16 protein-coding genes and 1 pseudogene are annotated in these 25,030 nt (G+C 70.3%); 5 read left to right on the top strand and 12 right to left on the bottom strand.

The genetic code is table 11. The features are described 5' to 3' along the window. Nucleotides 1-47: 47 nt before the first annotated feature. A complete protein-coding gene (locus tag ABEE00_RS05885) occupies nucleotides 48-1,343 on the top strand; it encodes an MFS transporter (RefSeq protein WP_345744174.1) in 1,296 nt (431 codons plus the stop codon). A gap of 236 nt (nucleotides 1,344-1,579) precedes the next feature. On the opposite strand, the gene ABEE00_RS05890 is transcribed toward ABEE00_RS05885, so the two are convergent. From ABEE00_RS05890 to ABEE00_RS05900, 3 genes are all read right to left on the bottom strand, one after another. Next, nucleotides 1,580-5,179: a TIR domain-containing protein gene (locus tag ABEE00_RS05890; protein ID WP_345744175.1), complete on the bottom strand. Its 3,600-nt coding sequence runs from the start codon at nucleotides 5,177-5,179 to the stop codon at nucleotides 1,580-1,582. Between the two features lie 98 nt (nucleotides 5,180-5,277). Further along, nucleotides 5,278-6,171 carry a DUF4231 domain-containing protein gene (locus ABEE00_RS05895; protein WP_345744176.1) on the bottom strand — a complete coding sequence of 298 codons (894 nt, stop codon included), beginning with the start codon at nucleotides 6,169-6,171 and terminating at the stop codon, nucleotides 5,278-5,280. Between the two features lie 99 nt (nucleotides 6,172-6,270). After that, the gene (locus ABEE00_RS05900; protein WP_345744177.1) at nucleotides 6,271-9,936 is read right to left on the bottom strand and encodes a toll/interleukin-1 receptor domain-containing protein; all 3,666 of its coding nucleotides are present in this window, start codon (nucleotides 9,934-9,936) and stop codon (nucleotides 6,271-6,273) included. A 641-nt stretch (nucleotides 9,937-10,577) separates the two neighbouring features. On the opposite strand from ABEE00_RS05900, the gene ABEE00_RS05905 reads away from it, so the two are divergent. Together ABEE00_RS05905 and ABEE00_RS05910 are read left to right on the top strand one after the other, a co-directional pair. Beyond that, nucleotides 10,578-10,763, top strand: a complete 186-nt coding sequence (locus tag ABEE00_RS05905) for a hypothetical protein (RefSeq protein WP_345744178.1) — start codon at nucleotides 10,578-10,580, stop codon at nucleotides 10,761-10,763. A 232-nt stretch (nucleotides 10,764-10,995) separates the two neighbouring features. Next, nucleotides 10,996-11,436, top strand: a complete 441-nt coding sequence (locus ABEE00_RS05910; RefSeq protein ID WP_345744179.1) for a hypothetical protein — start codon at nucleotides 10,996-10,998, stop codon at nucleotides 11,434-11,436. A 373-nt stretch (nucleotides 11,437-11,809) separates the two neighbouring features. On the opposite strand, the gene ABEE00_RS05915 is transcribed toward ABEE00_RS05910, so the two are convergent. Further along, complete coding sequence (locus ABEE00_RS05915) at nucleotides 11,810-13,048, bottom strand: MFS transporter (protein WP_345744180.1); 1,239 nt, start codon at nucleotides 13,046-13,048, stop codon at nucleotides 11,810-11,812. 121 nt (nucleotides 13,049-13,169) lie between these two features. Here ABEE00_RS05915 and ABEE00_RS05920 point away from each other — a divergent pair, with 121 nt between their 5' ends. Then, nucleotides 13,170-13,613, top strand: a complete 444-nt coding sequence (locus ABEE00_RS05920) for a MarR family winged helix-turn-helix transcriptional regulator (protein WP_345744181.1) — start codon at nucleotides 13,170-13,172, stop codon at nucleotides 13,611-13,613. Nucleotides 13,614-13,669: 56 nt separating this feature from the next. Here the strand turns inward: ABEE00_RS05920 and ABEE00_RS05925 are convergent, their stop codons facing one another. From ABEE00_RS05925 to ABEE00_RS05955, 7 genes are all read right to left on the bottom strand, one after another. Beyond that, nucleotides 13,670-14,065 carry a hypothetical protein gene (locus ABEE00_RS05925; protein WP_345744182.1) on the bottom strand — a complete coding sequence of 132 codons (396 nt, stop codon included), beginning with the start codon at nucleotides 14,063-14,065 and terminating at the stop codon, nucleotides 13,670-13,672. Nucleotides 14,066-14,176: 111 nt separating this feature from the next. Further along, complete coding sequence (locus ABEE00_RS05930) at nucleotides 14,177-17,308, bottom strand: AfsR/SARP family transcriptional regulator (RefSeq protein WP_345744183.1); 3,132 nt, start codon at nucleotides 17,306-17,308, stop codon at nucleotides 14,177-14,179. 363 nt (nucleotides 17,309-17,671) lie between these two features. Beyond that, nucleotides 17,672-18,373, bottom strand: a complete 702-nt coding sequence (locus ABEE00_RS05935; protein ID WP_345744184.1) for a glutamine amidotransferase — start codon at nucleotides 18,371-18,373, stop codon at nucleotides 17,672-17,674. A gap of 80 nt (nucleotides 18,374-18,453) precedes the next feature. Further along, nucleotides 18,454-19,479, bottom strand: a complete 1,026-nt coding sequence (locus ABEE00_RS05940; RefSeq protein ID WP_345744185.1) for a PDR/VanB family oxidoreductase — start codon at nucleotides 19,477-19,479, stop codon at nucleotides 18,454-18,456. A 125-nt stretch (nucleotides 19,480-19,604) separates the two neighbouring features. Continuing rightward, a complete protein-coding gene (locus ABEE00_RS05945) occupies nucleotides 19,605-20,612 on the bottom strand; it encodes a diiron oxygenase (RefSeq protein ID WP_345744186.1) in 1,008 nt (335 codons plus the stop codon). Nucleotides 20,613-20,747: 135 nt separating this feature from the next. Continuing rightward, nucleotides 20,748-21,974 carry a lactonase family protein gene (locus ABEE00_RS05950; RefSeq protein WP_345744187.1) on the bottom strand — a complete coding sequence of 409 codons (1,227 nt, stop codon included), beginning with the start codon at nucleotides 21,972-21,974 and terminating at the stop codon, nucleotides 20,748-20,750. Nucleotides 21,975-22,230: 256 nt separating this feature from the next. After that, nucleotides 22,231-22,611 carry a winged helix-turn-helix transcriptional regulator gene (locus ABEE00_RS05955; protein WP_345744188.1) on the bottom strand — a complete coding sequence of 127 codons (381 nt, stop codon included), beginning with the start codon at nucleotides 22,609-22,611 and terminating at the stop codon, nucleotides 22,231-22,233. 72 nt (nucleotides 22,612-22,683) lie between these two features. Here ABEE00_RS05955 and ABEE00_RS05960 point away from each other — a divergent pair, with 72 nt between their 5' ends. Then, the gene (locus ABEE00_RS05960; RefSeq protein ID WP_345744189.1) at nucleotides 22,684-23,610 is read left to right on the top strand and encodes an NADP-dependent oxidoreductase; all 927 of its coding nucleotides are present in this window, start codon (nucleotides 22,684-22,686) and stop codon (nucleotides 23,608-23,610) included. A gap of 260 nt (nucleotides 23,611-23,870) precedes the next feature. On the opposite strand, the pseudogene ABEE00_RS05965 reads toward ABEE00_RS05960, so the two are convergent. Further along, nucleotides 23,871-24,896, bottom strand: a pseudogene (locus tag ABEE00_RS05965) (glycoside hydrolase family 62 protein); the annotation flags it as partial. Nucleotides 24,897-25,030: the final 134 nt, after the last annotated feature.

Below are 25,030 nucleotides of genomic sequence, written 5' to 3' on the forward strand. Positions count from 1 at the left end.
TGACCCGGAGCCGAATTCCGCGGAGGTTCCGTACTGGAGGAGAACGCATGGGCTGGGGCACGGGGCGGCTACTGCGAGACCGCAATGCGGCATGCTATTTGACCGGCGTGGTGGTTTCCGGATTCGGCAGTTCCGCCATGTCTCTGGCGGCCGGGGTATGGGCGAAGACGCTCACCGGGTCCGACAGCCTCGCCGCGCTGACGACATTCTGCGTCTGGGCCCCGGTACTTCTGGGCCCGCTCATCGGCATGGTCGCCGATCGCACACGCCGCAAGCCCCTTCTGATCTGGGCCAACATCGGAATGGCCGTCGTGCTGCTGCCGCTGCTGGCCATCAGGTCCCGTGACGGGGTCTGGCTCCTCTTCGCCGTTCTCCTCGTGTACGGGTCCAGCTCCGTGCTCATGGACGCTGCCGAGGCCGCGCTCGTGGTCAACGCCATCCCGGAAGGGCTCCGCGGTGACTTCAACGGCCTGCGCATGACGGCCAATGAAGGAATGAAACTGGTCGCCCCGCTCCTGGGCGCCGGCCTGTTCGTGAAGCTGGGCGGCGCCTCCGTCGCCCTGCTGGACGCCCTGAGTTTCGTCTTGGCCGGCTTGGCGTTCGCCCTCATCCGCGTGTCGGAACCCGCCCCGACCCCGGACACGGCGCAGCGCTGGACCGCGCAAGTGGCCGAGGGCGGCGGGTATTTGCGGCGGCACAGGCGACTGCGTCGTCTGGTGCTGGCCGGCGCCGCCACCATGTGCATGGCCGGTCTCAACGGGGCGATGGTGTATGCCGTGGTGGACGACGGACTGCATCGTCCGCCGGCGTTCGCCGGGGTGCTCTATGCCGTCCAGGGGGTCGGGTCGGTGCTCGTCGGGGTGGGTGCCGGCGCGTTGCTGCGCAGGATGCCGGAGAGGGTGTTCGCCGCGGTGGGCATCGGCGTGTTCGCCCTGGGGGTGGGGTTACGCGTGGTGCCGTCCGTGCCCGTGGCCCTACTGGCGAGCGTCCTGATCGGGGCGGGCCTCCCGTGCGCTCTGGTCGCGTCCATGACGGCGGTGCAGCGCGAGACGCCGCACGCTCTGCTGGGCAGGGTGTCCGCGACGGCCAACTCCCTCCTCTTCGCCCCCAACGCCGTCGCCCTGGCCGCGGGCGCCGGTCTGGTGGCGCTGGTGGACCATCGCGTACTGCTGCTCGTCGCCTGCGGCGCCGCGGTGGCCGCGGCGCTTTACTGCTTCCTCGGCCGCGACGGCGACATGCATGCGGTGTATGCCGCACCGCATGCAGCCGCGGCGGAGGACAACGGGAGGGCGGAGGCGTTGGCGGGCACGGCTGCGAACCTCACTGCCCGCGAGGAGAGTTGACGCGCCATGCCTTCCCGGCGCCCGCCGCGCAGAGCACGCTGCTGAGCGAGCTGGCCGGCGGCGGCACCGCGCCCGAAGTGGGACCGGGAACGGGTCGCAGCGCACCTCCCCTCGCCCCGCGCGGCGTACGGGTGACAAGGGCGGATGCCTCCGAGGGCTGGAGGTGCTGGCCCTCCTGCTCTACCTCGTACGGCGCGGGCGCGCATCAGTGAGGCAGATCGCCGGGGTCTGCCGCCTCAGCACACCTGGCGGTAGTGCTCGCCAGGGGCCACCTTTTGCCACTCACGACGCGTCAGGGGACGTTGCGCGATGTCACACAGTGCGGCCCGCCAACGGTGTGGGCCGAGGGCCACGGACGTCAGCCGTCCCTTCTGCACGGTCACAAGCTCGCTGCCGTCGGGGGCCAGAGCGACGGCGTCCATGGAGTCGGCCGTCACGCCGTCGATTTCGGTACGGTGTTTCAACCCTGCCTCCCACAGCACGAGCCTGCCGTCGGCCAGCAAGGCCACAAGCGTGTCGCCCGACGCGCTGCGTTGTATGCCGATGACGCGCTTGGCCTCGTCCTGTGAAGCGGCGACTTGTCGCCGGGCGCGCGCGTCCCACAGGCGCACCGCCGGTCCGCCGCCGGACTCGGCGCCTGTAGCCAGCCGGCCGTCGGCGAGGAACGCGACCGAGACCTGGCCCGGGAGTGGACGAGACAGCCGCTTGCCGGTTTTCACGTCCCAGAGCTGAACGTGCATCTGACCGCCGCCGACCGCGAGGGTGCGGCCGTCCGGGCTGACGGACGCGAAGGCCGTTCTTCCCGTACCCCAGTCCGGGCCGAAGCTCCGGATGAATCGCCATCCCGCGGTCTTCCACTGATACACGGACCGTGCGTTGTTTTCGGCGACGAAAAGATGCCCACCGTCTGCGGAGAAGAACATCTGGGGCACCTGGACCGTCGGGTTCCCGGCGCCGGGATCGTGCAGGCGCGTCAGTCTGCGTGCATCGGAGAGACGGAAGACCTCCACGCTGAATTTCCGGTCGTAGTTTCTGCCTTCGACTTCGGCTACGGCGAGGAGCTTTCCCCGGGGAGAGAGGGCCAGTGCCTGTCCGGGTGCGTTCAGCCGGATCGTGCGGAGGGTTGCCCCGTCGCGGCGGCGAACCAACCGAACCGTGCGGTCGTCGCCGAGGAGTGCTGTCACCTGGCTTCCGGAGGTACCTGCGACGGCCACCTTTTGCGCCTTGGGAGCCTTGTGTCGGGAGATGAGCCGTCCCTTGCCCCCGAGGTCCCACAGGGTCACGGTGCCACGGGAGTTGGCTGCGGCGGCGAGCCGGCCTCGTCCGGCCAGGGCGAGTTGTGCCCCTGGGGCGGTGGCGATGAGCTTTCCGGAACGGACGTCGTACAGCCGGAACGTGGAATTCTTCTCCAACACCCCGCTTGGGTTGGCCGGTTGATCGCTTACTGCCAGCCAACGTCCGTCGTCGCTCAGCTTCAAGTCTTCGCGGCCGCCGTGGAAGGGAGTGTCGATGCGTCCTACGCGCTCGTGGGAGCGCAGGTCCCACACCTCGTAGCGCCCCTTGCCGTCCGGGCGGGAGAGACTCGCATAGCGGCCGTTGGAGGAGATCTGACCGGCGGGCACGCCCGGATGGGGAGTCCACCCCTTGCGCCCCGAGGTGTCGAGGAGCCGGGCGGTGCCGTCGTCGTTGATCAGAGGGGAGCCGTTCTCGCTCACGCCGACCGTGTGCCCGTCCCGCGGTTCGCGTACGACTCTTCCTCCGGGAGACAGAGGGCGAAGCCGCGTGTCTTCCTTTCCCGTCTCTCCCAGGTCCACCACCGCGGATGCGCGGCGTCCACCTGCCGCATGGTCACCGTGCAGCCGACGCACCAGCTTCTTCTTCTCCACGTCCCAGACCAGCACGGTGCCCGTGCCGCAGACGATGAGCGTCTTGCCATCAGGAGCCAGATCCACGGTCTCGCTCCACGCGCCGGTGACCCCATAGACGGAGAGGTCGACGACGGCCTTGTCGCGGAGGGTTCGCGTATCGACCAGTGCCATCGTGCCGCTGCCGCGCATCATCGCCAACGTGCTCCCGTCGGCGGACAGTTCGCCACCGCCGGAGCCGGCGAGCGACCTGCTGGGGACCGGCCTTCCGGCGACCGTGCCGCGCGAGCGCATGGTGACGGTGTCCCACAGCTCCGCCGTGCCGTCCTCACCCCAGATGATCAGCAGACGTCCCGTGCTGCTCAGCGTCACCTCGCTGATCGATGGCGTCTTCGCGTCGACGACACCGCGCACACGGTTGAACCGCTGGAGCTGGTGCAGCATGGACGCGCGCGCGTCATCGGTGTCGGCCTCGGCATGGGCGGCGCCGCTGAGGAGGGCCGCGCGCCGAACCTCTCCCGCGCTGAGCTTGTCGGCCTCCGCCGCGAGGCGATGAGAGGTGGCCTCACGTCGGCGGGCCTCCGCATCGTCCTGGAACGACACGGTGAGGGAGGCCAGAGCCGCCAGGGCGGCGGTCACGGCCGTGGCCGCGGTCCGCACCTGTGCCGTACGGCGGCGTACCGCGCGTCGGCTGGCCTCCAGGAACATGCGCTGGGGCTCGGTCAGTCCGGATCCGAACGCGCCCTCATGGGGCGCGCCGCGACGCCACGCTTCGGCGATGAGCAACTCATGGCCGCGCAGGAGCATTCCGGCCTGACGTCCGCCGGTCTCCCACTCGTGCGCCTGGATGGTCAGCCGGGTGTGGAAGGCGGTCCAGCGATAGCGCTCCACCACGAAGCTCTCGATGTCCTCCGCCGCGCCGCCCACTCCGGCCGGGCCTGTCGCCCGCAGGAATTCGTACCGGGTCAGCCTGGCCCAGCCCTGTTCCTTCATGGCTGCCGTGGTGCCGGAGGCCAGCTCGGGGTCGATGATGACCGGCAGGATGCGTTTGCGCAGGTCCACTGCGCGTTCGCACTCTGCCCAGCAGTATTTGGAGGCCAGCGAGTTCCGGCTGACCAGGACCACCAGCGCGTCGGAGGTGCGGATCGCCTCGTCGATGGACTGGCGCCATTGCTCGGAGGGTTCGATGCCCTCCCAGTCGATCCACACTTTGCGCACCCGTTCGGAGAGGAGTCCGCTCAGCTCGCGGGCGGTGTCTGCGTCCCGGCGGGAGTAGCAGACGAAGACCTTGCCGCCCTTGCCTGGGCCCAGCGCCCCCGACTCGAGGGCCTCCGTGAACAGTTCGGCGGTCTGCGGGGTGCGGACGGACCACTCCCGTACGAAGGCGGCGCCCCCGCCCGCGACCAGCCCAGCGCCCGCGGCGAGCAGCGGCCAGTAGGGCTGGAAGAAGGACGGCCCGAAGACGCTGTCGGCGATCTGGTCCTCCAGCCACAGGAGAATGCGCGAGAGGTCCCGCCAGGCAGGGGGCAGGCGGGCGGCGGTGACCGCATGGTCGATGCCGGCCCGCGCCAGCCAGGCTCCCGCCCCGAAGACGACAGCTCCCGCACCGGCTGACCAGGCCACGAACCATCCGGGCCGGGCGGCGGGGCCTGGCGCGGTCCGGAACTCCGGGGGCAGTTGCCGGCCACCCTGGACCGGCAGGCACGCGCCGCTGGTCACCAGCGCCTGGACGGCGAGCAGGAGTCCGGCCAGATAGCACAGCAGTGCCCAGCGGGGCGTGGAGACAGCCCACACGAGTACGGCGACCGGCCCGATGAGCGTCAAGATCAGGAGCAGTCGCTCGGGCTGGGTGAAGACCCGCCACGACCAGGAGAGACGCACCTTGCGCATGGGGATGTCCTGCAACCGGAGGATCGCCCAGCACATGTCGCAGCGCACGAAGACGGCGGCTGGTACAACGATCGCGGCCAAGGCGGCCCAGGGCCCCACCAAGGGAAGTGCCGCCAGCCAGGCGAGCAGACACGCTGTCAGCCAGGAGGCCCGGGAGCGGAATCTGCGCCGACGGGCGCTCATTCGGTGGTCCACTTGACCATCCAGGCATCATTGAGGACCGAAATGACCCGCTCGCAGGAGTGGACGAAATCGTCCTCGCGCTGCGCGTCCGGATCGGTCTGCCTTTCGGCCGCCCACCGGTTGGTGAGGCGCTGGAGTTCGTCCGCGGTGCGGGCGAACTCCATGTGCTGGTACTGGTACTTGGACGCCAGCGCGTGCACGGTGACGGCCGATCCGATGGTGGCCAGCACGGCCACCCATGCTGCTGCCGATTCCACGCCCAGCGCGCCCGACAGGGCGCCCAGCACTGTTCCCGCCACGCCCAGCAGCAATTCGGTACGCCGTACGGCCGCGACCCTCCGGCCCATGTGCACGGCTTTCGGCCGGTAGTAGTCCTCGATCTGGTTCTTGAGGCGAAGTTCTATGTAGGAATCCACGTCGGTGACCGCCGGAGGAGTGCGCGGGGTGGCCTGGAGGCCCATGGTGTGGGGCAGCAGATCGGACGCTTCGGCACGCAGTTCCTCGACTCTGCGCAGCAGTTCCGCCTCCGCCTGTGCGCCGCGGTAAGGCGTCACGCCGGCCAGGTAGGTGTAGCACTCGTTCTTGATGGCTTCGCTCACCGAGCGCAGACGTGTCCAGCTCGCCACGGCCTGGGGCCCCGAACGGGTCGTGAACACCGGCACCAGGCCCGCTGCCACGGCCGCCCCGAAGGCCAGGGCCTTGCCGAAGCCTCCGTTCCATGCCATGACCTGCGAGGCGGCCGTACCCAGGACGGCTGCCGCGATCCCCGACACCAGCGAGGCGGCGCGTGCCTGGGCGACCGTCGTCTTGAGCCGGTCGGCGGCCTGTGACCACACGCTCTGCTGGTCCCAGACCGCTCGGAGGGGGTCTGCCGCCTCACCTTCGCTCATGAGGGGGATTGTGATCGACTGCATGATCCTCCCGCAGAGAGATTTCACGTACGAAATGCTCCTCCCCAGCCCTGGGCCGACTGCCTGTCGCTGTGGCCGTCAGCCGGTGGTCGACGCGGGAGGCGTGCACGCGGTGGGGTAGCGCTGATTGGGGGCAGCGGCGCGCCACTCCGACCGACTCAGCCAACGGTCGGCGAGCGTGCAGAGGGAGTACTGCCAGCGCCGGGGGTCCATTTCCAGCGTGACGATCTCCCCGCGCCCTGCCACCACCGCGCGGCCGGCGCCCGGCGTCATGTGCATCTGCGTGTCGGTGCCCACCGTGGCCAGGACGGGGCCCACACGGGTCTGTTGTTTCCAGTCCCAGAGCCGGATCCGGCCCACCGAACGCTCCTTGACCGGGTCGGAGGAGGCGACGAGCAGCCGATGGCCTTCCGGGGTGAAGCCGAGGCTGAGGAGTGACTCGCCCGCGGACGGCGAGACGTTGAGACGGGGCCCTTCCCGATGCCGCGTATGCGCGTTCCACACCTGGACGCCGCCGCCTTCGCCGTTCCCCGTGACGAGTTTTCCGCCGTCCGGCGAGTAGGCCACCATGTCGCCCGCGTCCGGGCGCTGCCACACCTGCCTGCCGGTCCGGGTATCCCACAGCCGCACGAATCTGTTGCGGTCGGCGGTGGCCACCGTGCGGCCGTCCGGGCTCAGATCCATGGCGTCGAGATAGTTCGCCGCACTCCCTCCGCCGTAGGTGCGGGCCAGCGAGCGTTTCCCGATGTCCCACTCCCGCACGGCTCCGGCCTGCGATTCGGCCAGGAAGAGGCGTCGGCCGTCAGGGGAGAAGGACATCGCGGGGTGGAATTCGCGCGGATCGGCGGGGGCGGGACTCTTCAGCGTCCCGGTGCGATGTCCGGCGTTGCCGGTGAACAGCTCGATCCGGGTGCGCTGCCGCTCACCCATGCCGGTCTGCTCGCCCGTGCCCACGGTCTCGCTGACGGCGAGGGCACGGCCGTCACGGCGCCAGGCGACGGTGTTGCCGGTTCCGGCCAGCCGTACGGCACGCAGCTGGCGACCATCACGGACCCGCAGCAGGCGTACCTGTCGCTTCTGCACCACGGCCAGCGTGCGGCCGTCGGGACTCAGCGCGCCGGACTCGCTGTCGAGTGCGGGCACCGGGGTGCGGGTGACGATGCGCCCGCGCCCGTCCAGGCGCCAGGCCAGCACGGAACCGTCCGAGGTGGGGCTGATGGCGGCGCGGCGGTCGCGGCTGTAGGTGACGGCCAGGGGAAGGGAGCCGTGGGGTTTTGTCCAGCCGCTGTGCCCGGGGACGTTCTCCACGATGCCCGGCAGTTCGCGATCCCTGGTCTCCGGATCGTCCGCCGGACCGTCCTTTGTCGAGCGGGCGATCCTGCGGTGGGTGTCGGGGTCCCAGACGTCGTATCGCCCGGGCGAGCCGTAGTCGGCGCGGTGCAGGGCGAGGCGGTGCCCGTCGGTGGTGACGGCGGCGAACGCCATCCCGCGTTGCGGGGTCCAGGTGTGTGCGGGGCCGCGGGGATCCAGTACCCGTGCTGTGCCCCGGGAGTCGGCGATGGGGTGCTCCTTCGCGCTCCAGCCGGCCAGGTTCGGTCTGCCGGAGAAGCGGACCTTGCGTCCGGTCTGCAGCGTGCGGAGGGTCGAGGCGTCTCCGGTGCCTCCGCTGCACCAGACGTAGGTGCCGCGGGGCGACAAGTCCGGCTCCAGGCAGGAGAAGTGCGTTCCGCCCGAGGTACGGCGGGCCGGTGCGGTCCAGGCGTGTGCCGGGCCCGTCCACTCGGGGACGGGGTCGACACCGACGACCAGTCGACTGCCGTCCGGCGTGATGCCCCCGAACCACTTGCCCGCCAAGGGCGCCTCAGTGGGGCGCAGTTGGCCAACAGTACGCAGCCGGGAGGTGTCCACTGTGGCCACGTGCCCCTCGCGCCGGACCGCGAGGAGGTCTCCGTTCCGGCTCAGCGCATGCGTGGCGACATCGGGCATGTCCCCTGGGACGGTGCCCTTCAGGCGCCAGTGGACGGGGTCCCACAGTTGCGTCGAGCCCTGTCCGGTGCCGAGGGCGAAGACGGAGCCGTCCGCGCTGAAGGCGGAGGAGAGCATGTTCTGGTTGGCGCCCATGAGCAGCCGGGTGGTGTGGTTGAAGCGCAACAGCTGCGTGAGCATGGCGTGCTGTGCTTCGGCGGTGTCTGCTTGCCCGTAGGCTGCGGCGGCGAGCAGCGAGGACTCGTCGACGCCCGGGTCGGGATGGGCTGCTGACGCCTCGGCGAGCGCGCGGGAGAGCATCGCCTGCCGCTGGCTGCGGGCGTCGGTCTGCGAGGCCACGACGAGCGAGGAGAGTGCCACGAGCGCGGTGGCCGAGGCCACCGCGGTGAGGACGAGCCTGCGCGTACGGCGGCGGAGGGCGGCCCGGCTGGCGTCGATGAACGTCAACTGGCGGTCCGTGGGGTGGGCATCGAAGCGAGGTGTTCGGGGAGTGTTGGTGCGCCATGCCTCCGCCTCGGCCGTCTCGTGCCGACGCAGCAGCCGGGAGGCGGGACGACCGCGCTCGTGCCAATCGTGGGCCTGTTTCCCCAGGCGGGTGTGCAGCGCCACCCAAGTGTGCTCGCGGTCGACGAACGCGAGCGTCGCACGGACCCCCGGCTCCCATTCCTCCGGCGTGCACAGGGGCAGCCTCTGCAGTGCGGTGAGCTCGTCCCAGCCGGCCTCCCGCAGAGCGGCGGTGACGCCCTGCGCTTCGAGCTCGGGGTCGATGAGCACGGGCAGGATGCGTTTTCCCTCGTCGAACGCCTGGCGCCACTCCTCCAGGCAGTACCGGGAGCGCAGCGACGCCTGGCTGAGGAGCACGATGAGGGCGCCCGAGTCACGGATGGCCTCTTCGAGTTCGCGGCGCCATTCCTGGGACGGCTCGATGTCCTGCCAGTCCGCCCATACGGTCTGACCGGAGTCCTCAAGCGCCTGTACGTACGTGCGCGCTCTGTCGATGTCCTGGCGGGAGTAGCTGAGAAAGACCTGGTCGAAGGGCGCCTGCGGGCTCGGCGCCGCTGCGGGACTGTGCAGCGCCCAGGCCCGCAGCCCCGCGCTGACTCCGCCTGTGAGCAGGCCGGCGCCGGCCAGAAGGAGGGGCCAGTACCACTGAGTGAAGGAAGGCGCGAACAGCGAGGACTGGATCTGTCCGTCCAGCCATCGGACAGGCGCCCAGAAGGGCGCTGTCGGCGGCGTGGGTGCGACGCTGCCGTAAGCCAGCGGCAGCGTTACGCGCTGCACCATCCAGCCCGATACGCCGAACAGCCCTGCGCCGATCAGCGTCCACCCTGTCAGAAAGGGGGAGGGCAGCCGCGCACCGTCCGGACCGCTGCGCCGCATCCTCAATCCCCCGAGGGGCAGGAACAACGCGACGCAGACGAGAAGCGCGAACCGCGCGGCGGTGGGGTGTGGCTGCGCAGGCATTCCATACATGGGCCACAGGACGATCACGATCGTCGTCAGCGCAGCCAGACTGCACAGGTTCTGCGGGCGCGCCAAGCCGCGCCACGACCATTCCGGCCGTGACAGGTCAAGAGAACGGGTTCTGAGCCAGCATTCGACGATCTCCACGGCGGGGTGGAAGACGGCGAGCGGGAGCAGCGTGCCGACCAGCGCCCCGAGACCTCCCAACAGCGGCACGCACAGCAGGTATGCCAGTCCCGAAGAGAGCAACCACAGCGGTACATCGTGCTTCAGCCGCTCGATCCCCCGTGCCACACGCCCCCCAACCGCACGCTGCTGCTCTGTCGATCATGCCATGAGCATGCGGAGCGGGGCGCCGAGTTGAACTACCTCGTGAAGGGCGGGAGTTCGGACGCCTCGTAGCCGGAGGCATGGAGGATGGCACCGCCGTGCAGACCGGCAGTGAGGGTTGCCAGTTGTTGTCATGGCTCGGCGACGTTCATCCTCCGGTGTGATGAGCAGCCGTTAGTTCCGGCCATCCTCGTGGTCGGGCCGTGTGTCCGGCTGATCGGCGAGAACGGCCTTCTTCGATCAATTTGCGCTTGCCCGTGTATTCATGCGCGCTGCTTGCCGGGGGATCGGGGGCGGTGCGCCGGCGGCGTTCAACGTCTTCTCCCTCATGAGAGGGAACCCGCTACTTAAATCCTGTGCGGTGTCATGGCTCCTTACCCCCACACAGGTCGGCCACAGGTCGGCGAGCACCGCCTAGCGTCACTTCTCGTACACGGGAAAGAACATGGAGTGACCAAGTCCGACGGTGCGCCGGCGTCCCGCCGGTGGTCGACCCCCGTCGTCGCCCGGTCCGGGTCGCACCGTGTTCCGCCGGCGTGTACGTGCGATGCGCGGGGCGGTCGCCATGGCCGCCCGGTGTTCCTCTTCCTAGGAAAAGGGAAATTGTGCTTGAAACAGTTCTGAGCCAGGGCGGGACGCTTTCCAGTGCATTCAGCCCCGAGAATTTCCTGAAGGCCGCGGAAGACGTGACAGGCCAACTGGCCCGCTATCTCTCCGAATCCGCCGTGAAGGGTCTCGACCTGACCGACTCCGGAGCGCTGGGGTCCGCTGCACAGGTGGGCGGCATCTGAATTGGCTGAGGAAGTGGAACTCCCGGCCGTGGTGGAGGTACTTGGCATGCCTCAGGACGCATGCCGCCGCGCTGGTCCGCGCTACATCTGCGGCCATACGCATGCCGCCTGTGCGGACGTCGGCAAGCGGAGGCTGCACCTGTGACTGTCACCACATGTGATGCAGGGCAACGGTGGAAGCGCCTTACGGGTCATATGGGAGCCAATAACGTGCCACGCCCATGGGAGAGCTGTGAACACCCGCACCGCCTTACACGCCGCTGTCATGCTCGCTGCGGCGGCCTTTGCTCTCGCCGCCTGCGATGCTGGCAGCGGCGGCGACCAGGATGATGCGAAGCCTGAGGCGCCTGCCTCTGCGTCACCGGCCGAGCAGGAACTTACCCAGCGCCAGAAGGACCAGATCTCCAAAGCCACCGGTCTGCCTCCCAAGCCCACTGGCGCCGAGCGGCAGAAGCTCCTCGACGCACTGGCTCAGGTCGCGCCGGACGTCATCCGCTACGAGGACAAGGCCGTCAGCGCGGCCCGCAACCAGTGCCAGGCGATCAATGGCAACGCGAAGCGGCTGGACTGGTCGGCGTCCCAGCGGTTCACGTACAAAGACGTCGTTACGGGCGAAGACCAAGGCAGGGCGATCAACGACGCGCTCAGGTCCACCGGGTTCTGCAAGGTCTGACGGACTGCGCAGCCTCGGCTTCAGCGAGGTGGGGTCTTGGCCTCGCCCTATCCGCTGGTCAGCGCTTCCAGCAAGATTCAGTTCGGTACCGGCCTGCGTGTTGCCGGTCGCTCTGCTCGGGGTTCGCCGAGTTGATTCACCTGTCTGACAGGTCCGCCGAGCGGATGCTGCGGGACCAGATGGTCACTGTCTGGCTGACCATGGCACACCGGCTGGCCCTGCAGGTTCCGCAACCGGGGCGAGGCCCTGGAGGGCCTCGAACAGGTCGCTGCGATCGCACTGGTCATGGCTGCCGAGCGCTACGAGCCGGCACAGGGCAACGTGTTCGAGACGCAGCCGGCCTCGAAGATGGCGAGGGCAGGCGGAGCAGGCTTCACATGGTGCCCGCTGACCGGCTCTTCCCGCTGGTGTGGGTGCGGTCGGTGGTCCAGGCCAGTGCGGCGATCACGGGGAAGGCTGCCGCTGTGACGGTGACCGTGTGCCAACTGCCCATGTGGTAGGCGAGGGTGCCGAGTTGGGAGCCGATGGCGCCGCCGGTGAAGAAGGTGGCGATGTAGACGCTGGTGATCCGGGCGCGGGCGTCCGCGTCGAGCTGGTAGATCGTGTGCTGGCCGAAGATCAGGGAGCACTGCACGGCGCAGTCCAGGAGGATCGCGGCGGCGGCGAGTACGAGGATCTGGTGGGCGGCCAGGCCGGCCCAGATGAGGCTGGCCGAGGCGAGCAGGCAGGTCACGGGGGTGAGCCGGTGGACGAGCCCCCGGTCGGCGAGGCGGCCCGCGAGAGGGGCGACGAGCGCGCCGGCGGCGCCGACGAGGGCGAACAGGCCGACCTGGAGCTGCGAGTAGTGGTACGGCGCGCTGGTCAGGACGTACGAGATGGTCGTCCAAAACGCGCTGAAGGCCGCGAACATGCAGGCGTGGTAGAAGGACCGGCGCCGCAACTGCGGGTGCACGCGGACCAGGCGCGCCGTGGAACGCAGCAGTGCGGCGTACGAATCGGCGCTGGTGGGGGCCCGGCGGAGCAGCGCGCGGCGCAGGACGAGGGCCAGGAGCGCCATCAGGGCTGCGGAGACCAGGTAGACGGTGCGCCAGCCTGCGACGTCCGCGAGCAGGCTGGCGAGGGTGCGGGAGAGCAGGATCCCGGCGAGCAGTCCGCTCATGACCCTGCCCACCACGGCGCCGCGCAGGTGATCGGGGGCGAGGTCGGCGGCGTAGGGGACCAGGATCTGCGCGACGACGGAGGTGGCGCCCGCGACGAGCGCGGCGACGAGCAGGACGGTGAAGGTGGGGGCGAGGCCGCCGGCGGCCATGGCCAGGGCCGTGATGGTGAGCAGGACGGAGACCAGGCGGGAGTTCTCGATGCGGTCGCCGAGGGGGACCAGGAACACCATGCCGGCGGCGTACCCGAGTTGGGTCAGGGTGATCAGCAGGCCGGCGGTGGAGTCCTGGAGCTGGAAGGTCCGGCGGAGTATCTCCAGGAGCGGCTGGGCGTAGTAGAGGTTGGCGACGGTCAGCCCGCAGGACGTGGCCAGGAGTACGACCAGCCAGCCGGGCGGGGCTTGTTGTCGCGCGTTCGACTCCGGTGTGGCACGGGCGGTTGCGGGCACGGGCATGGTCCATCTCCGGATGTGGGCCTCGACCGCTCCGGCGAGCGCGAGCAGCCGACCGGCCTAGAACTGTGATTCCATATTGAACTTGGATTCAATGTAGAACGTGACGAGTACACTGTCAAAGATGAAGAGCTCGGGCGACCCGCTACCCCAAGGCATCGAGATCGGTGCGCTGTCCAGGATCATCCGGCAGCACTTCGCCGACCGGATCGAGCAGGTCATCCACTCTCTGGGGCTCACCCTCGGGCAGTGGACGGTGCTGCGGGAGCTGAAGCGGACGCCCGGCGCCTCCGCCTCGGAGCTCGCGCGCGCCGCGGTCCACACGCCGCAGGCCGTCAGCCGTCTCATCCGGACCCTGCAGGAGGAGGGCCTGGTGGAGCGCTCCCCGGCCCGGGGGAGGGTGATGGACACCCATCTCACCGCCAAGGGGCACAAGGTGGTGGAGGAGACCTTCGTCCAGGTCGAGGCCCAACTGGACCCGGCGCTGGAGAAGTTCGGCAGGGCGAACGCCGAGGAGTTCCGCCGCCTGTCTCATCTCCTCATCGAAGCCCTGGAGGACCCGGCCTGACCGACCCAGGGCCCCGGGGCACAGGGTGTGAACCGCGCCCACGGCACGCGGCGCCGCTAGCGTTCCAGCACGAGCCAGGGCATGTTGCCCGGTTCCTTGATGCCGGGCAGGTACGCGTTGAGCAGCGGCGGGAGCCAGATCGTGGGCGGCGCGCCGAATTCCGCGGACACCTGGTCCAGCATCGTCTGCTGGGTCTCGTCGGGGCGGATGCGGATCTGGACGCGTCCGGATCCGAGGTAGTGCACGTCCTGGTTGGCCCACGGGGAGGCGTAGCGCGCCCGGGCGTTGCGCAGCAGATCGGGGAGTTCGTCGCGGAAGTGCTCGACGGCGGTGAGGGCCACCGCGGTCGGCGTACGGCTGTCGTCCTGGGCGCAGTAGGTGTCGAGGCGGTCCTGCAGGGCGTCCGAGACGCGCACGGTCATGGGCTGGACGCCCTGGGTTCGACTGGCCATGCGGGATATCTATCAGGCCCGGATCATCAGCGACAACGCCACCGAAGAGCAACGGACCTGACGCGGGACCGAAGACCCCGCCCCTCGGCCCCCGCCCCTCGGCCCCGCGGCTCACCCGTGCCGGCCCGTTCCCGTGGTGTGCTCCGGGGTGCGGCGTCCCGTACTCGGCGCGGCCGTCGTCTCCAGGGCCAGCGCGACGACTTCGTACGGGTCGAGGCGGGAGCCCGTGCGGAAGGCGTCCTCGCACGCCTCGTGGCCGAGGGCCTGCCGCGCCAGCCGTTCCCCCTCGTCGTGCGGGGCCCGCCAGTGCGCCGAGCCGAACCACGGCAGCCCGATCGTGTTCCACGCCTCCTCGGCCGCGCCGAGCAGCACCGCGGCCCGGTGGCTCCTGCCCTCGGCGGCGGCGATCCAGCCGAGCAGGTCCACGGCCATGGCCATGCCGAGGCGGTCGCAGAAGTCCCGCTTCAGGCGCAGGCTCTCGCGGGCGTGGCGGGTCGCCGCCCCGCGGTCGCCCATGGCCCACTCGGCGAAGGCCTGCGCGTAGAGGACGTAGGCGAGCGTCCAGCTCTCGTCGTGGACGTCGCAGAAGGTCCGCGCCCGGCGGCAGAGCCTGACCGCGCGGTCCGGCGCACCGATGAAGACGCCGGCCATGGCGAGCTGGACCTGCGCCATGACGACCACGCTGTTCAGTTCACCGAGCGCGGCATAGCGCCGCAGGGCGTCCTCGAAGAGGTCCTGCGCGCGCTGCGGGTCGTCGCCGAGCAGGGCGGCGGCCCCCGCCATGTGCGTGCCGTAGGCCAGGGCCGCGTCGTCGCCGAGCGTCCTGGCCAGCCGGCAGCACTCCTGCGACGTGGCGGTGCTGCCGGGCATGTCGCCGCGCAGGTACGCGATCCGGCTCAGCACCCACAGGGCCTTGGCGCGCTCGCGGGACGGTTCGCGGTCCGCTGCCAGCGCCCGGCCGAGCCAGTGCTGCGCCTCCTCGACGTGGCCGCAGCAGACCCAGAAGAAGCACAGCGCGGCCGCCAGGCGGACACCGGCCCGGCCCTCACCCGGTGTGGTCAGGCAGAAGGTGAGGGCCTCGCGCAGGTTGGCGTGCTCCAGGCGCATCCGGGCCGCCCAGCCCGCCTGCTTGGGACCGAACCACTCCGCCTCGCCCTGTTCGGCCAGGGCCAGGTACCAGTCACGGTGGCGGCGGCGGAGCGCCGTCTGGAGTCCGCTGTCCGACAGCCGCTTCCGCCCGTACTCGCGCAGCATCTCCAGGAGCCGGAAGCGGACGCCGCCCGTGGACTCCTCGCGGATGAGCACCGACTTGTCGACGAGACCGTCGACGAGGTCGAGGACCTCCTCGGGAGGCAGGTCGTCCAGGGCGCAGACGGCCTCGGCCGTTTCGAGGTCGAAGGTGTCGGTGAAGGTCGAGAGCCGGGTCCACAGCAGCCGCTCCTCGTCCGTGCACAGGTGGAAGCTCCAGTCCACCGTCGCCTGGAGCGTCTGGTGGCGCGGCAGCGCGGTGGGCCGCGCCGTCGCGAGGACCCGGAAGCGGTCGTCGAGGCGCGCGAGGAGCTGCGCGGGCGACAGGGCGCGCAGGCGTCCGGCCGCCAGCTCGATGGCCAGCGGGATGCCGTCGAGCCGCCGGCAGATCCGGGTCACGATCGCCCGGTTCTCCGGGGAGAGGGAGAACCCGAAGGGCACCGCGGCGCGCGCCCGGTGGGCGAACAGGGTGACGGCGGCCCCGTCCTCCTCGGCCTCGGCCTCGGCCGCGCGCCCCGCGTCCGGTGCGGGCGGGCACGCGGCGTCCGGGCGCACCCACAGCGGCCGCACCGCGAAGATGCGCTCGCCGTCGATGGCCAGCGGCTGCCTGCTGGTGGCGATGATCCGCAGGCCCTCCACCGCGCGCAGCAGGCTGTCGACGAGCAGGGAACAAGTGCTGAGCAGGTGCTCGCAGTTGTCGAGCACCAGCAGGACGTGCCGGTTCCGCAGGTGCCTGACCAGCACGGACAGGGGTGGCCGGCCCGACTGGTCCTGGATGCCGAGCGCCGTGGCGACGGTGTGCCCGACGAGTCCGGGGTCGGAGAGGCCCGCGAGCTCCACCAGCCACACGCCGTCGGAGAAGCACGGGCGCAGGTCCAGCGCGGCGCGCAGCGCGAGCCTGGTCTTGCCCACGCCGCCGACCCCGGTGAGCGTCACCAGGCGCGTGGCGGGCACCAGTTGGCCGATCTCGGACAGTTCCCGCTGCCGGTCGACGAAGCTGGTCAGCTCGGCGGGCAGGTTGCCCGCCGCGCGCTGGCCCGCGCTGGCGGCGATGCTGGCGGAATGGCCGTCGACGGAGTGGCCGTCGTCGGAGTGGCCGTCGACGGAGTGGGCGTCGTCGGAGTGGCCGTCCTCGTCCCGCGCCGGTTCGGCCGCCTCCGCGCGGGCCGGCGCTGCCGGGCTCACGGGTGCCGGGCTCACGGCTGCCGGGCTCAGCGCGGCGTCGGCGGTCAGGATCTGCTCGTGCACCCGGCGCAGTTCCGCACCGGGTTCGATGCCGAGCTCGTCGGCCAGCAGGCGGCGGGCGTCCCGGTACACCTGGAGGGCCTCGGCCTGCCGCCCCGAGCCGTGCAGGGCGCGCATGAGCAGGCCGTACGGCCGCTCGCGCAGGGGGTGGGCGTCGATCAGACGGCGCAGTTCGGCCACGGGTCCGGCGTCGGCGCCGAGCGCCAGGTCGGCCTCGATGCGCTCCTCGACGATGCCGAGGCGGTCCTCCTCGAGACGGTCGCGCTCCGCGCTCAGCAGAGGACCGCCAAGCCCTTCGCACAGCCTGCCCCGCCACAGCCGCAGGGCGGCGTGCAGGGCCTCGGCGGCCGCGGGGAGGTCCCCCGCGGCCCGCGCCGAACGGCCCCTGTCCACCTGTGCGGTGAGCGTGTCCAGGTCGAGGCCGCCGGGCGCCACCTTCAGCAGGTAGCCCGCCTCGGTCCAGGTCAGCAGCTTCGACGGCGTACGGGCCCGGCGCTCGGGCTCCAGTACGCGGCGCAGGCCTGCGGCATGGCGCTGCAGGAGGTTCACCGCCCGCCCGGGGGCCGCTTCCCCCCAGATCGCGTCGATGAGCCGCTCCCGTGACACCGGCCGGTTGGCGGACAGCAGCAACACGGCCAGCATGACCCGCTGTTGCACAGGACCGGCGTCCAGTTCCAGGCCGTCCCGCCGGACCCGCAGCGGACCGAGCACCTCGAATTGCAGCGTGGCGGACGTCATGGGATCGCCCATCACCGCCTCCCCCGTGAAGCAGTCGCCCCCAACCTAACCGGCGCGCCGCGCACCGGTTCGCCGGTCGGGAGCGCACCCGCACCGCGGTGTCCGGTACGGGTGCCCGTTCTGCCCCACTGCCCCGCACGACGGAGCCGCCGCCCCGCCCGGCGCGGATGCGGTACGGGACACGGCGGTCCTTCAACAAGAGGCGGGGGTATGGCTTTTGGCCAGGCGCGCCCGGTGAGCGGTGGCTGCTTCGCCGCGTACGAGTGCGTAGGCGGTGTCGTCTTCCGTTACACACCCATGCCGTCCGCGCACCCATGCCGCCCGTGAACCTGTGCCCTTCGCGAACGCGTGCTGGCCATGGGCCCATGACCCCTTCTACAGGCCCACGTCGTCGAGCCAGCGGCCGAAGAACCTCCGGCACTGGCTCTCCAGCAGGCCCGCGTACCGGCGGGTGTCCTCCCGGATGCCGGTGGGGGACACCCCGGGCGCGTGCGCTATCTCATGGGCGTGGCCGATCAGCCAGGACTCGATGGCCGCGCCGCGGACCTCCGGGTGGAACTGCACTCCCAGAGCACGACGCCCGAGGGCGAAGGCCTGGTTCGCGCACTGCGGGGTGGAGGCCAGGTGCACGGCCTCCGTCGGCAGGTCGAAGGTGTCACCGTGCCAGTGCAGTACGGGCGCGGTCAGCTCCCCCAGGGGGGAGTCGGCCCCTGCCGCGGTCAGGTCGACGCGCTGCCAGCCGATCTCCTGCACCGCGGCCGGGTAGACCTTGGCGCCGGCCGCGGCGGCGATGAGTTGCGCGCCCAGGCAGACGCCCAGCAGGGGTTCCTCGCGCGACAGCCGGGCCCTGACCAGCTCGATCTCCTCCGTGAGGAAGGGGTACGCGGTGGTCTCGCCCGCGCCGACGGGGCCGCCGAGGACGACGAGCAGCTCGGGAGAGCGCCGTTCGACCTCTTCCCTGAGCCGGCCGCGTCCGGCATCCACGTAGGTCACCTGGATGTCCCGCTCCTCGAGCACCTCCTCGAAGGTGCCCAGGTCCTCGAAGGCGACGTGCCGGACGGCCAGCGCCTCTGTCATCTCGATCAGCCTCGCAAACGTCGGGTGGTAGGGGGCGGTCGCTCACATGTCGAACGGTCGCTCACAGGCCGAGCGGTCGCTCACAGGTCCAGGACGAGCCGGGAGCCGCGGGCGCGCGAGACGCAGATCATCATGCTGTCCCCTGCGGCCCGCTGCTCCTCGGTGAGCAGGGCGTCGCGGTGCTCGGGAACGCCTTCGACGACGCTCGTCTCACACGTACCGCAGACGCCCTCGCGGCAGGCGGCGAACGTCAGCACGCCCGCCCGGTCGGCCACGTCGAGGATCGACTCGTGCGGTGCGACCTCCAGGGTCAGGCCGGAGCGCCGGCACTCCACCTCGAAGGCGGTGCCGCCGCCGTCGCCGGCCGGTGCCGGCCGGGCCGCGAAGCGCTCCGTGCGCAGCGCGCCGGACGGCCATCCGGCGCAGCGTTCCTCGACGGCGCCGAGCAGGGCCTCGGGCCCGCAGCAGTACACCAGGCAGTCCTGGCGCGGGGTGTCGAGGAGTTCGGCGAGCGGGAGCAGTCCCCTCTCCTCCTGGGGGTGGACCCGTACGCGGTCTCCGTAAGCCTCCAACTCGTCGAGGAAGGCCATCGACGCGCGGGACCGCCCCCCGTAGACCAACTGCCAGTCCCGGCCCCCGGCTTCGGCGGCGGCCACCATCGGCAGGATGGGCGTGATGCCTATGCCGCCCGCGATGAAGAGGTAGCGGGCCGCCGGCTCCAGCGGAAAGTTGTTGCGCGGGCCCCTGACCCGCACCGCCTTGCCGGTGCGGAGCGCCTGGTGCACATGGCGCGAGCCGCCGCGGCCGCCCGGTTCGAGCAGGACGGCGACGCGCCAGGCGTACCGGTCCGCCGGGTCGCCGCACAGCGAGTATTGCCGTACGAGATCGACCTCGGGCATCAGCAGATCGATGTGGGCCCCCGGTGACCACTCGGGCAGTTCCCGGCCCGAGGGATCGACCAGGGTCAGGGTGAGCACTCCGTCGGCTCCCCTGGTCCGCCCGCTCACGCGGAGGACGGTGGTGGTTTCGGTGGTGGTTTGGGCGGTGGTTTCGTCAGGGGGCCTGGGCGCCCCGCGCAGCGTCGGTGTCGCGGTGTCGACTGCCATGACGTGCTTGGCTCCTGCACTTCCTCCGTACGGAAAGCTCGTACGGAAAGTTCGTACGGAAAAGGGGTTATGGGAAGTGGTGGGGCGGGCGCGGTGGCGCGCCCGGCCCCGCCACTCGGGTGCGTTCAGGCGATCAGGCCCTGCCTGGCGAAGCTGTCGCGGGCCGCGGCGGAGTCCAGCAGGCCGATCTCCTCGGCCAGCGTGACGATCTCCGAGTAGTCCAGGGACGTCAGGTCGGCGGCTCCCAGGGACCGGCACTCGCGGATCATCTCCTCGGCCTCGGGGAAGCCGATCTGCCGCAGCATGGACAGCCAGATGTCCAGCTCGCGGTCGGCGAACCACACGACGGGTTCGGCCAGTACGTCGGCGAACGCGGCGCGCTGCTCCACCGTCAGGTCATGGGAGAAGAGCTGGGCCATGGACCGGAACAGGGGGCTGTGCACCATCTCGTCGTGCCGGTGTGCCGCCACCGTCATGCGGTTGAAGGGCTGGATCTCCTCGCTCTCGCTGAGCAGGTGCAGGTAGTCGCTGATGAAGATCTCCGAGACCACCGCCGTGGCGAACTGGACCATCCGGCCGTGCCAGGGGTCCGTGCCCGTCCGCTGGCGCTCGCGCATGTGCCTGACCAGGTTGAACTGCGGGATGTGCAGGTCCTCGAGACCACGGCGGCTGCGCGTCAGGCGGCTCGACTGCTCCACGAGGTGTACGTGGTAGGACTCGTCGACCATGGTCTCGCAGACGGCCTTCTGCGCGTCGGCCGTACGCAGCCCCGGCATCGCCCCCGCGATGATGTCGAGGCAGGACGGATTGACGATCTCCGTCTCGATCTGCGTGGTCTTGGCGTTGTACATCAGCCAGCCGCAGCTCAGGGCGCGGGACTTCATCTCGGGCGAACTGGACTGGTACTGCGGTAAGTCCCTGAAGGGCAGCAGCCCTTCGAGGAAGTCCTCCTTGCCGGGCTCACCCGGCTCGCCCGCCTCGAAGAACGGATCGAGCTCGTCCTTCTTGACGTAGGCGCGCCGGGGCCAGTTGGCGGCGAGCCGGCCCAGCATGATCTTGGTGTGCGACAGGTCGTCGTGCTGCGCGTCGTTCTGCTCAGCCCGGAGAACCGGGCCCCCGTTGTCCTCGCTCAAGGGGTCAACTCCGATGTGGTTGCGGCTCCGATGTGAATGCGGCTCTGGTCGTGCGTCTGTGGTTACGGCTCCGGGCGTGCGTTTCGCTCACCGGTTCCGTCGCTTACCGGTTCCGCCGGTAACCGGTTGCGTCGGTCACCGGTTCCTTCCGGTCGCGAACTCCCCGTGGAACATGCTCAGTCCGTCGTCGGCGTCGTAGACCTTCGCCACCTGGTCGGTGGAGGTGTCGATCCGGATGAGGTGATCGCTGACGAAGCTGGAGACGAACACCGACTCCTCGTTGAACATGGCCGTGGCCGTGTGCGCGTTGCGGAAGCCTGCGGGCAGTTCACGGCCGGGGCGCAGCCGCTTGATGAAACTGGGGCGGTCGCGGTCGTACAGGTTCCAGACCGAGATGTAACCGTCGCGCCCGTAGTCGAAGGGGTCGTCCGTCTGGCCGGCCCACGAGTCCTCCTCCGCCACGTACAACTTGCCCTTGGCGATGGCCAGATCCGACGGCGACCTGTACATGCCCGCGCCGCCCGGCTTGGCGGTGGGGCCGATGACGCGTTCGGCTGTGTCGAGCTCGGTGTCGATCAGCCAGACGCTCTGTCCGACGACCGTGGCCCCCAAGGGCGTCCTCGACGTGGGCCCGATCTGCATGGCCCCGATGTAGGCGTATCGGTTGTCCAGCCATGACGCGTAGTGCGCGAACGCCCCGTACTCGGTCTCCGTCCCCAGCGTGATGGTGTGGGTCGCCTCGACCTCGCCGGTGTGGCGGTCGGAACGGTAGACGCGCACCTCACCGATGTCGTAGTCGTAGCCGACACCGAGCCCGACGGTGCCCTCGGGGTTGAAGTTGACGCCGTGGGTCTGCCGGGTCAGGCCGCGCCGGGAGTACAGGACGCGCTGCTCCAGCGTGCCGTCCGGCTTGATCTTGAAACCGCGCACGCGGTCGTCCGTGTAGTGCGTGACATAGGTGAACTTCGAGCGCGGCAGGAAGGTCGGGCCGTGCGTCTGCGTGTAGAAGGGCCGCGTCCACGGCATGACCGGCTGGTTCGGCGATGTCTGCTGGAGGTTCGGCATGTCGGACGGCGTACCGGAGACGTCCAGCGGAAAGATCTGCCGGAGCTCCACGTCGGCGGTTCCGGCGTCCCAGTTCACGTCGTTCAGGTGCAGCGTGACGATGGAGGCGTGGAAGGGCGGGACGGCGTCGGTGGCTATGTAGACGGTGACCTCGTCGGAGGCGATCCACGAGTGCTGCGGAGTCGCCGGCACCCAGCCGTCGATGTCCGCGAGCGGCACCCTGACCAACTTGTCCCGCCCGGAATGGACCAGGACGAGATCCTTGGACTTCATGTTGACTCCGGTGAGGATGTGCATTCCTTTTCTCCCCGTCGCTTTTGGTTTCTCTGGGCTGCCCTCGGTTGCCCTCGGTGCTCTGGGTTTCTCTCGGGCATGCGGTGACCGAGCCGCGCGGCTGGGCATGCGGCCGCCGACGGCACGTGGAATTCATCGTGCAAGTCCGCGTTGCAGCACCTGTTGCAGGACTCGTTGCAGGGGAGTTGCAGGGCCTCGCGGGCGCGGCCGGGCCTGCGCCAAGTAGCGGCCAGAGGGATTTCAGTGCCCTGGTGGGGCTTCAGTCGCCGTGGGCCATCGTCTCGGGATCGGCTTCGCGTGCAGCGAGCACCGCGTCGCCGTTCTCTCTCGCCCAATCGGCCAGCAGGCGGATCGGGTCGATCAGCGTCGCCCCGAGCGGGGTGAGTTCGTAGTCGACACGGGGCGGCGCCTCGGCATAGGCATGACGGCGGACGAGTCCGTGCGCCTCGAGCCGTCGGAGCGTCTGGGTGAGCATCTTGCGGGAGATGCCGCCGATCAGTTCGATCAACTCGCCATGGCGCACCGGTCCCTTGCTGAGGCCGGCGAGTACGACCACCGTCCACTTGTCGGCGATCAGCTCGACCGCCAGACGCGCGGGGCAGTCGGCGAGAAAGAGGTCGCCGGAACCAAGATCGCTCATGGCGCCAAAGGTACCCGCGGGTTCCTTTCGGATACCTAGCGTGGTTTCTCCCCTTCTTCAGCCAGGAGAGTCATGCGAGTCATCACCCAGCACACGCTCGGCGGTCCCGAGGTACTCACCATCGTGGACGCGCCCGAGCCCCGGCCTCTGCCGACCGAAGTCCTCGTCCGGGTCAAGGCGATCGGGCTGAACCCGCTGGAGGCGCGCCTGCGCGCCGGCGAGTTCCCGCTGATCGGCCGGCCGCCGTTCATCCTCGGCTGGGATGTCAGCGGCGTCGTCGAACAGGCGCAGACGGGGCGGTTCAGGCCCGGCGACGAGGTGTTCGGGATGCCGCTGTTCCCTCGGGCGGCGAGCGCGTACGCCGAGGCCGTGTCGGCGCCGGCCTTGCACCTGGCACGCAAGCCGGTATCGCTCTCGCACGTCGAGGCATCCGCGCTTCCGGTCGTCGGGCTCACGGCCTGGCAGGGCCTCGTCGACCTCGGGGGCGTGGCCGAGGGCGACCGCGTCCTGGTCCACGGGGGTGGCGGCGGGGTCGGTCACGTCGCGGTCCAGGTCGCGAAAGCGCTCGGCGCGCACGTCATCGCGACCGCCGCCGGGAGCAAGCGGAGGTTCGTCGAGGGGCTCGGCGCCGACGAGGTGATCGACTACACCGCGGTCGACTTCACCGAGGCGGTCCGCGACATCGACGTCGTACTCGACACGCTCGGCGGCGACACTGCCGCGCGGTCGCTCGAAGTGCTCCGCCCGGGCGGTCACCTGGTGACGGCGGTCGCCGACGAGGATGTGGAACTCGCCGCCCGGTCCGAGGCGGCCGGCATGCGCTTCAGCGGCATCGCGGTCGACCCCGACCCGGTCGCCCTGCGAGGCCTCGTCGCCCTCGTCGAACAGGGCGGACTCCGGGTCCATGTGCAGGAGACGTTCCCGTTCGAGCGCGTCGCCGACGCGCACCGGTTGCTCGACGACGGTCACCTCCAGGGCAAGCTCGTTCTCACCGTCTGACCCGCTCGCGGGTATCGCAACGGGGGACGCATTGATGGGGAATCCGCCTGACCGTCGGCCTGGGCCGGCGGAGGGCGAAGGCTGCCACATCACGCACACCAACTGGCTGAATGGCCTGATCGGGACTGCCGGGGGGTCTCCACCCTCGCGGGCGACGGGAGGACAGACCCGCACTGGTGCTGTTGTCCTGGCGCCGCCACCCGGCCGGTCGTGGGCTCGGGGAGCGCTCCCATCGGAAGCGCTCCCCGCGGCCCGGTCGGTCAGCAGGCCGGGTTGGCCTGGGTGAGCAGGCCGAGCCGCCACGGGAGGAGGTTGTAGTCGCCGCCCGCGTTGGGGTTCATGCCCTGGTAGAGGTATTGGAGCCGGCAGGCGGGGATGGTGAGGGTCTGGTCGTAGCCGGTCCGGATCATCTCGCCGTGGCTGATGTCCCGGGTCCAGGCGCCGGTGGGGAAGGCGACGTTGTTGGCCCGGGCGAACGGGTTGCTCTCGGTCGCGGCCTGGGGTTTCCAGGAGCCGGCCAGGCTGCTCGAGGTCCAGGAGCGGAAGTAGCGCCGGCCGTCGGAGCCGACGGCCTCGACGAGGAGCAGGTACTGTCCGCTGCCCTGCACCTTGTAGACGTTGCTCGCCTCGAAGAGTGCGTATTTGTTGGAGTCCTGGGCGGCGATGACGGTGTTGCCGAAGCCGTTGGGGAATTGCCGGGCCGTCGTCTGCGAGCGGTAGAGGTGCCCGTTGTCGTCGGAGGAGAAGAGGTAGCAGTTGCCGCTGTCGCAGATCACCCACATGTCGACCCAGTGGCCGTTGCCGATGTTCTTCCGGATGATGTCCGGCATCGAGGAGTAGAAGGTGCGCGGCGCGCTCCATCCGTTCGGATTGCCGATATCGGAGTTGGTGGAGTACGAGGCGTTGTCGCCGGTCTGGTAGACGAGGTACCAGAGCTTCTGCGGCGCGTAGTAGAAGACCTGCGGGGCAGCCCGGTATCCGGGCCCGATGGCGGTGCGGTCCAGATAGTGGTGCGTGGCCGAGCCGGCCTGGGACCAGTCGCTGAAGTTCAGGTAGACCAGGCTGTAGCCGGAGGAGCTGGCGACGCTGGCGAACACGTGGTACTTGCCGTTGTACTTCACGACCGTCGGGTCCTTGATTCCGGCGATCTTGTGCGTGGCATCGGGCTTCGGCGAGATCAGCTGACCGCTGGAATTCCACGCGTAACTGCCGGGCAGCGCGGTGGCGGCCGCGGCGGCCCCGGAATGCCGTCCGCTCTCGGCCGCTGGGGCACCCAGAGTGGAGGCCTGGGCGGTGTCGGTCGCGCGGGAGGCGGTTTCGGGTACGGCGGACGCGGTCCCGGCGGTCACCAGGACGGTCGCGGCCAGCAGGCACAGGACCGAGGCGCGGCATCGGCCTAAGCGTCTGAGCGGGTTCATGC

Origin of the sequence: Streptomyces odontomachicola (genome assembly GCF_039605595.1) — a bacterium.
In the GTDB taxonomy this organism is placed as follows: domain Bacteria; phylum Actinomycetota; class Actinomycetes; order Streptomycetales; family Streptomycetaceae; genus Streptomyces.

Bases quoted from the DNA above. Each gene is read 5' to 3' on its own strand.
- ABEE00_RS05885 (WP_345744174.1), top strand. From the start codon at position 48: ATGGGCTGGGGCACGGGGCGGCTACTGCGAGACCGCAATGCGGCATGC.
- ABEE00_RS05895 (WP_345744176.1), bottom strand. From the start codon at position 6,171: ATGAGCGAAGGTGAGGCGGCAGACCCCCTCCGAGCGGTCTGGGACCAG.
- ABEE00_RS05915 (WP_345744180.1), bottom strand. From the start codon at position 13,048: ATGCCCGTGCCCGCAACCGCCCGTGCCACACCGGAGTCGAACGCGCGA.
- ABEE00_RS05920 (WP_345744181.1), top strand. From the start codon at position 13,170: ATGAAGAGCTCGGGCGACCCGCTACCCCAAGGCATCGAGATCGGTGCG.
- ABEE00_RS05925 (WP_345744182.1), bottom strand. From the start codon at position 14,065: ATGGCCAGTCGAACCCAGGGCGTCCAGCCCATGACCGTGCGCGTCTCG.
- ABEE00_RS05930 (WP_345744183.1), bottom strand. From the start codon at position 17,308: ATGGGCGATCCCATGACGTCCGCCACGCTGCAATTCGAGGTGCTCGGT.
- ABEE00_RS05935 (WP_345744184.1), bottom strand. From the start codon at position 18,373: ATGACAGAGGCGCTGGCCGTCCGGCACGTCGCCTTCGAGGACCTGGGC.
- ABEE00_RS05940 (WP_345744185.1), bottom strand. From the start codon at position 19,479: ATGGCAGTCGACACCGCGACACCGACGCTGCGCGGGGCGCCCAGGCCC.
- ABEE00_RS05950 (WP_345744187.1), bottom strand. From the start codon at position 21,974: ATGCACATCCTCACCGGAGTCAACATGAAGTCCAAGGATCTCGTCCTG.
- ABEE00_RS05955 (WP_345744188.1), bottom strand. From the start codon at position 22,611: ATGAGCGATCTTGGTTCCGGCGACCTCTTTCTCGCCGACTGCCCCGCG.
- ABEE00_RS05960 (WP_345744189.1), top strand. From the start codon at position 22,684: ATGCGAGTCATCACCCAGCACACGCTCGGCGGTCCCGAGGTACTCACC.